Raw genomic sequence first — 6008 nt, forward strand, 5'->3', positions numbered from 1 at the left:
GCGAGCCGGACCGCGCGCTTCCATGACTGGGACGAGACCCTTGCCCGACGGACCCCGCCGTAGGTGGCGGTCTTGGGAGAGCCGGAGTCGTCCCGGTTGACGTTGCTCGGCGGTAGGGTCTGCAGGATGTGGACGTCCAGGATGGTCCGGGTCATGGTCACTCCTTGGGGGCGGTCGGGTCGGGCGTGGAGTCGGTGGTCGGGTCGGTGACGCCAGTCTCTTGGAGGTCTGTGGGCTCGGGCTGGCGGTAGAAGTCGCGGCCCCACCGGCCCCGAACCTGGGAAGGACCCCACGGCTTCTGTAGCGCTACCAGGTCCTCGGCAAGCACCCCGTAGTCGAGGGGTATCCGGTTGTCCCGCAGGAGCCGCACCAGGCTGCGCAGGTGGGTGGTGACGGCGGCATAGCTGTTGGCGGTGCCGAGGGCGGCGAAGCGACGGCGCACGGCCTCTGCGCTGGCGCTCTGTCGGGCCAGTCGGCTGACCGCCGCACCGAGGCCGACACCGTCCTGGTGCATGGGAAGGTCGCGGATCGACTGCTGGTGCACCGCGTACAGGGTGAGCGCAGCGTGCATGGCCTGCTCGGTGTGGGTCGCCTCGTCGTCTCTGAGCCAGTCCTTCTCGAGGTGGTCGTCCGCCACCCGGGTCTGTTCCAGAATCGTGAAGTCGGCGGCGGGGGCCCGGCCAACCGCGCGACGCAGCCGGGCCAGTGTGGCCACGGCGTAGCTGGACTCTTTGAGGTAGGCCTCCTGCAACCCGGCGACCTTTGCGGCGACGTACCCGCCGAAGGGGCCTCGGCGACGGGCATGGCGGACGGTGCGGTTGTCGTTGTCGACGGGGGCTGTGACCGTCATGCCGGCACCTCCTGGGGAGCGGACGAGGTCTCGATCGTGGTGGCCAGCGGCAGCGCCCGGCGCAGAGCGTCGCGGAAGAACCTGTCGGCCAGTGGACTACTCAAGTGCTTCTTCTTCTCCTGGTCGAGGTAGCGGCCGGCCCATGCCTTCGGTCCGGACCACTCGACCAGGTCGTTGCCGAGTCTCCAGACACACCGCCTTGCCTGCGTCTGCCACTGGATGCGGGCCTGCGCGGGGTCGTCGGTCGGGCCGAGGCTGGCCAGCCACTGCCGGAAAAGGACGTCCAGCTCGGCGTAGGCGAGTTCGGCGGCCCGATCGGCGGCGGCTGCCGGCGGGTCTTCGGGCTTGTCGCCGTGTCCACCGCCGGCCCGACAGAGGTTGGCGGCGAGCCCGCGGAGGGTCTTGACGGCGGCCTCGGCGTCGGCCGCGCTGTCCACGATCGTGGTGGTGAGCGGCCCGGCCGGGTCGAATGCCTGCACGGTCATGGTCAGCGCATCGTGGTAGATCTCGTCCACCACCGACATGTTGTTGCCGTAGACGACACCGACGGCACGGGTGGTGACCCGGTACCGATCGTCGATCAGTCTTTTCGTCCGTAGCCGTGCCAGCCACTGGCTGACCGCCGGTGGGCGCCGGGCCGGGGCTTCGGCACCTGACTTCTCGGCGGGCGTGGGCAGCAGGGCGGCCAGTCCGCGCCAGAGAGCCCGGGTGTGGTCGTGCAGATTGGGTAGGTAGACGGTGGGGAGCCCCAGCTTCTTCTCCTGATTGGGGCTGCGCCGCCAGCCGCTCATCGGCTCCTGGCGGTGCAGGTTCGTCCAGTTGATCCGGTCGCCGTTGGCGATCATGGCTCCGGTGATGCCGTTCTGGTCGCCGAAGAGCCGGATTCGCCGGGACTGCCAGGTGTAGAGGTTGAGGACGCCGTGTGGGCCCCGGTGCCGCTCGGCCTCCTCGGCCGGGCCGTGCGGGTCGCGTTCCCACATCGGGGAGTCACGTTCAGGATCCTGTTGAAGGTAGGCGCTGCCGAGGGGGACGAGGTTGAGCAGCAGGGTCTCGCGTAGCGTCCGGCCTTCGAGGTAGACCAAGCCCAGGGAGCCGCCAGCCGCTGGGCCGATCGGGTAGCCCTTGCCACCACTGACCCGATCGTCTCCGACCGCCCCGGACTTGATGCCGGAGGTGTCGTACGCCTGGCAGTGCACCAGCCACACAGCGGCCTCAGCCGGGGTCAGCCGCTCCAGCCCGCTCCCGAGCCGGGTGGTCAGGTAGGGCGCGTTGTTCGGCACGTCGGCGATGAACCGTTGCAGGCCGAACACATCGTTAGGCTTCTGCGTACGCAGGTCGGCGACCTGGTAGAACGGCGTGACCGGGTGCAGCAGGTCGAAGCGGTCCCGGTATTCGTCGAGGTAGCCGGTGATGTCGCCGGCCGGCAGGTCAGGCTGACGCCACAGGCTATGCCAGGCACCTTCGTCCTCGGGGCCGTCGACTGCGCGGTGCAGGATGGCGAGGAGGAGTCTTAGGATCGCGGACGTCTGGGTCGGCAGGTCGCCGGCGACGGCCCGCAGTTGCGCCGCATGGGCGAATAACTCGGAGACGGAGACCAGCCGACGGTGGCCGGCCAGATCGAGTACCGGAATCCAGGGTTGTCCGATCAGACAGAAGGAGGGCGCAGGTTCCGACATGAGCATTCTCCGTCGCGTTGACCAGCAGAGACGGGATGAGCGAACTTTTTACTACGGACGGCTCGCCGGAGGACTCTAACCGTTCCCGCTGCATTGCGGGGTGATCCGTTTTTGCTACGGATATTCACGGTGCTCCCTGCGTAGGCAGGGTTTTGGCAGTTCAGGGCGGCGGCACCGGAACACGCGCCCACCCTGAACCGGCCACTCCGCCGACTATTGTCAGGTATCGGACAGTCGCCGGCCGGTCACTCACCGGTCGGCCTTTTCGACCCGCAACCCGCTGCCCTGGTCGTAGGACAGGATGAACTCGGTGAGTCGACTCCGGCCCTGTTCATCGAGGTCAAGGACCAGTTCCCCGCCGAGCAACCGGTCTTTCTTCCAGGCCGGGAACGTGTTCCGCTGCTCCAGTTCGGTGATGATCCGGTCGATTCCCCCATTAGCGGTGATCGCTTGCGGCAGCGGCAGAGCACATCGCAGCATCGTCCGGGCCACCGCCCGAGGTGGCTCGAAGTCGGTCGGGACCTCGACGTCACCGCCCCGGTCGAGCCACGGCGGGGTCACCAGCTTCTCGCCCCGGCGTACCAGGATCAGCACCTCCAGTGCCTCGGCCCCGTCGTCACGGACGTGTGCCCGCCCACGCCGCTCGTTGCCGTCCGCGCCCTCGCTGTCGCCCACGCTGGCGTCGAGCCAGCTCATCAGGCTCGCACCCGGCGCCTGGACTGGCCCGACCCGGAAAGTGTCGGCGCGTTTGCGCGCCGCCTCGGCGCGGTCATCGGCTTGGACCGCCGCCTCGGCCAACACGGACTGCCACGACTGCGGACCCACCGGCCCGGTGCCGTACGCGGTCTGCACCAGGGGCGCGATGTCCTGCGGCAGGCACAGGAACCGGTCGCCGTCGAGATACGGCAGCAGGACGGCGATGGCCCGCAGCAGGGCATGGTGCTGGTACACCTTGACCGAACCGCGGACCGGGGTGGGTGGCACGGTCGCCCAGTCGACCCCGGTAACCAGGCACCGGGGCTGCGCCAGCCGGCCCGGGCGACCGGAACGCCGGTGCCGATGCAGGCGGCCGAGTCGTTGCAGGATCAGGTCAACCGGCGCCAGATCGGTCACCAGCAGGTCGAAGTCGATGTCTAAGGACTGCTCGGCGACCTGACTGGCGACGACGACATGACAGGCAGGCCGGGCCCGCCCCAGTTTGGCGAGATGTTCGGGCGGGCCGAACGTGTCCCGCAACCACGTGTCCTTGGCGGCACGGTCAGCGGCCATGAAACGGGAGTGTGCCACGGTGACCGGAATCCCCGGGGCAAGCTGGCTCCGCAACTCGTCGGCGGTTTCCAGCACCCGCGCAACGGTGTTGCGGATGACCAGGACACACCCCCCGTCGGCGAGGTCGGTCCGGAGCCGGTCGGTGAGGACGGCCAGGTCGTCGTCGGTGCGTTCCAGCCGCACGTCGAAGCTTCTGCCGGACGCCCCGCACCCGATGACGGCCGGTGCCCGTTCCACCCCCGAGACGCTCAGCAGCGGATACCGCTGCTCGTCACGGAGTACCTGGTACTCGTCGGCGACTTCGCGGATCTCCGTGCGGAACCGCCGGCGTTGGGCGGCACTGCGGCGGCCCAGCCGGCCGACGTCGTAAGCCCGCATCATGTCGGCCCTCCGACGAGCCGGGAGGGTCGCGGAGAGAATGACCACCGGTACGCCGTGGGCGCCCAGCCACTCCAGGGCGCGGTCCAGATACTGGCTCATGTAGACGTCGTAGGCGTGGGCCTCGTCGATGACGACTACCTTGCCGGCCAGCCCGAGATGCCGTAGCACCACATGACGAGCCTGCAACGCGGCGAAGAGCAACTGGTCGACGGTGCCGACCACGAAACTCGACAGCATCTTCCGCTTCCGCCCGGCCAGCCAAGCGTGCGCGGCGGTGGCCGTGCCGCCCTCGTCCACCCCGATGGCGCTGGGCAGCATCCCGCGATAGAGGCGGGAGTATTCGTCGTTGAGGATCGCCTTGCCGTGGGCCAGCGCCGCTTCCCGGGCACCCCGGCCGAGGTCGGCGTCCGGCAGCCGGCTCAGCCAGCCGAGCACCCGGCTGAACATCGCGTCACTCGTCGCTCTGGTGGGCAGCGCCACGAAGCACCCGGCCGCCCCACTGCGCGCGGCGAGGATCTCGACGGCCGCGAGGGCAGCCTCGGTCTTGCCTTCTCCCATCGGCGCCTCGACGATCAGCAGCCCCGGTAGCGGCATCACGCGGGCCTGCTCCACCACCGCGGCCTGTACCGGGTACGGCTGAGATCCGGCCGGCATCTCGAACCGTCGGGCGAAGAGCGTCGCCGCATCGAGGCCGGTGGTATCGACAGCCCGCCACGGGGTCGGCAGATCCAGCTCCTCCCACGCCTGCTGAAGCCGATCGGGAGCATCCTCCTGCCGGAAGCCGTACGGGAAGAACTCCTCGTTGCTGGCAATCCAGTCAGCGACGATGACGATCGCGGTCAACAGCACCTGCACCGGCTGCGGCAGGACCACCTCCCGCCAGGCGGGCAGCCGCTCAGCGGCAGCGACGCGGTGGGTCACCCAACCGAGTAGTTCATCCTGCACGGCAGGCCAGATCCCGCCTGCACCGAGCAGGTACGGCCGCTCGCGGATCTGCGTCAGGCCGGCATCGGTCGGCGGCACCCCGTGGTGGCCGCCGACGACCACCGCGTAGGTCTCGGCCAGTGACGGATCCCAGCCGTGCCGGCCGGTCAGCCAATCGACGAGAACGATCTGTCCCGCCGCCCCGTGCGGCGCGCGCAGGCGGCCTGCCTCGACCTGCCGGTCAAAGGAGAAGCCGTGGTCCCGCATCTCCTTCCGTAAGGGCGCGACCTGCCAGGTGAATGCGGGCGTGGCCTTTCCGATGTCATGAATGCCGGCGAGCCAACGCACCAGGATGCGCCCGTCGCCAGCGCCGCCTGGGAGCGGCCCGGCGATGCGCTGCCGGACCGTGACCGGCAGCCAGACGTCCCACAACAGCCCGGCCACATCGGCACTGTCGGCCAGGTGCCGGAACAGCGGCAGCGAAACCAGCCCCCGGTCACGGTTCGTCTTACCCCAGACCAGACGAGCAGTCTCGCTGAGGACACCCCAATCGGCCACGCCAGGCAGAAAACCAGACGGGTACGACAATGCGGGTCACCCTCAATATCCGCGGTGGAATGACGATCGGGCAGTACGTCGCGGCCTACGGGCGATCACCAACCTCACGACCCCGTCGAATGCGCGTTACGCGCGCCCATCGCACGAACCTCAGGAGCGGCAGCCATCGGTAGACTGACCCAACCGGACAGCACCAACCTGCACGTGACCCCAACCGGTGGTGATCTTGGAAATCAAAGTGAACAAAATCCAAATAGTTGATCTCTAGCGTCCCTGTCAAGCCCCGGGTTTGATGGAGAGTTGGTTAGCTGGTTTTCAGGGGTGCGGTGACCGGCTGGGTCATCGCGTGG

General features: G+C 68.8%; 4 protein-coding genes. All 4 read right to left on the minus strand.

Annotation, left to right across the window (positions count from 1 at the left end; genetic code table 11):
• Positions 1-155 (minus strand): type I-E CRISPR-associated protein Cas7/Cse4/CasC (locus B0E53_RS32235; RefSeq protein WP_210406298.1); only part of this gene is annotated, 155 nt, incomplete at its 3' end.
• Positions 156-157: 2 nt separating this feature from the next.
• A complete protein-coding gene (gene casB, locus B0E53_RS32240; protein ID WP_107079423.1) occupies positions 158-850 on the minus strand; it encodes a type I-E CRISPR-associated protein Cse2/CasB in 693 nt (230 codons plus the stop codon).
• Complete coding sequence (casA, locus tag B0E53_RS32245; RefSeq protein WP_107079424.1) at positions 847-2532, minus strand: type I-E CRISPR-associated protein Cse1/CasA; 1686 nt, start codon at positions 2530-2532, stop codon at positions 847-849. Before casA ends, casB begins: the two co-directional genes overlap by 4 nt.
• Before the next feature lie 243 nt (positions 2533-2775).
• Positions 2776-5658 carry a CRISPR-associated helicase/endonuclease Cas3 gene (locus tag B0E53_RS32250; protein WP_107079425.1) on the minus strand — a complete coding sequence of 961 codons (2883 nt, stop codon included), beginning with the start codon at positions 5656-5658 and terminating at the stop codon, positions 2776-2778.
• Positions 5659-6008 lie beyond the last annotated feature (350 nt).

It is taken from the genome of Micromonospora sp. MH33 (assembly GCF_003013775.1).
GTDB classification, from domain to species: domain Bacteria; phylum Actinomycetota; class Actinomycetes; order Mycobacteriales; family Micromonosporaceae; genus Micromonospora; species Micromonospora fulviviridis.